Source organism: Pseudomonas sp. P5_A12, assembly GCF_056400685.1.
Genome location: NZ_JBFUKU010000554.1, coordinates 1 through 1,527, shown reverse-complemented (window position 1 = coordinate 1,527; position 1,527 = coordinate 1). Strand labels below are relative to the sequence as shown.

Annotated in this window: 2 protein-coding genes; both read right to left on the bottom strand. The window is 49.7% G+C overall.

The window, feature by feature from the left end:
* Positions 1-188 precede the first annotated feature (188 nt).
* Positions 189-1,220, bottom strand: a complete 1,032-nt coding sequence (gene galE / locus AC1DSG_RS31045) for a UDP-glucose 4-epimerase GalE (protein ID WP_477794277.1) — start codon at positions 1,218-1,220, stop codon at positions 189-191.
* A gap of 41 nt (positions 1,221-1,261) precedes the next feature.
* The coding region (locus AC1DSG_RS31040) for a cupin domain-containing protein (RefSeq protein ID WP_477794276.1) at positions 1,262-1,527 on the bottom strand (266 nt) is incomplete at its 5' end.

The window sequence follows — 1,527 nt, the reverse complement described above, 5'->3', positions numbered from 1 at the left end:
GGCCAAAGCTAGTAGCTTTTTCATGTTCATGCTCCTTGAAAGGATAGTCCCGACGGTTGTTGGGGTAAGGGTATTGGAGGAAGTGTAGGTATTACAAGTAGGAAAATGCCTGGGCAAAGGTTTTTTGAGATTTTCTGCGGAAAATTGTAGGTGGGCGGACGCTACATAACATAAATATGCGTTTTTCTTCAGCAACGCTTGGTTGCATAACCCTGAGGATTGAGCAACTGCCAGCGCCAGGTATCGGTCATMATTTCCTGCAGTCCACGCTCCGTCTTCCATCCAAGCTCTAGTTCGGCCTTACTAGGATCAGCCCAGCATTCGGCGATGTCCCCCGGACGACGGCCCACGATTTTAAACGGTACTGGCTTCTCGCTTGCTTTTTCAAACGCGCGGATCATTTCCAGTACGCTATAACCGGTTCCGGTGCCTAGGTTCCAGGTATTCACGCCGTTTTTATTAGCGAGCGCTTGCAGAGCCTTTAAATGCCCCACAGCCAGATCGACCACATGGATGTAGTCGCGTATGCCCGTTCCGTCAGGTGTTGGGTAATCGGCACCAAAAACCGCGAGTTGTGGGAGTTTTCCGATTGCCACTTGGCTAACGTACGGGAGCAGGTTATTGGGGATGCCATTTGGATCTTCACCGATCAACCCGCTGGCGTGTGCGCCAACTGGATTGAAATAGCGTAGCAATGCGATACCCCAGCGGGAGTCAGAATGTGCTAAATCCTTCAACAGCTCCTCAACCATTAGCTTGGTACGACCATAAGGGTTGGTAGGAACTCCAGTCTGGAAGTCCTCCCTGATCGGCATTTGCGTCGGTTCACCATAGACTGTCGCTGAGGAACTGAATACAAGCCGAAATACCCCAGCCGTGGCCATGGCTTGGCAAAGAGTTACACTGCCTGTGACATTGTTTTCGTAGTAACAGAGAGGCTTGCACGTGCTCTCTCCCACGGCCTTTAATCCAGCAAAGTGCAGGACAGCGCTGATCCTATGTCTGGATAAAACATCATCGAGCAATGCGCGGTCCCTGATATCGCCTTGAACAAATACAGGCTTCTTGCCACAAATTTTTTCGACTCGGAGAAGTGACTCCTGCGAACTATTGCAAAGGTTATCGAGCGCGACCACTTCGTAACCAGCCTGCAGCAAAGCTAAGGTGGTGTGGGAACCAATGTAACCGGCACCACCGGTAACTAGAATTTTCTGAGTCAAAAAATAGCTTCCATTCAAAAAATTATAAAGTCAATACAGGCTCACGCCCTACCGTACTTGTCTTCAAAGCGCACGATATCGTTCTCGCCTAAGTATGAGCCGGATTGGACTTCGATTAGCTCCAATGGGATGACGCCTGGGTTCTCTAAAGCGTGAACCTGCCCAATTGGTATGTAAGTCGACTGATTTTCCGTAACCAGGTAAGTCTTTTCACCATTGGTTACTTTAGCGGTGCCACTAACGACAATCCAATGTTCGGCACGATGGTGATGCATCTGTACTGACAACTTAGCCCCCGGTCTTACTG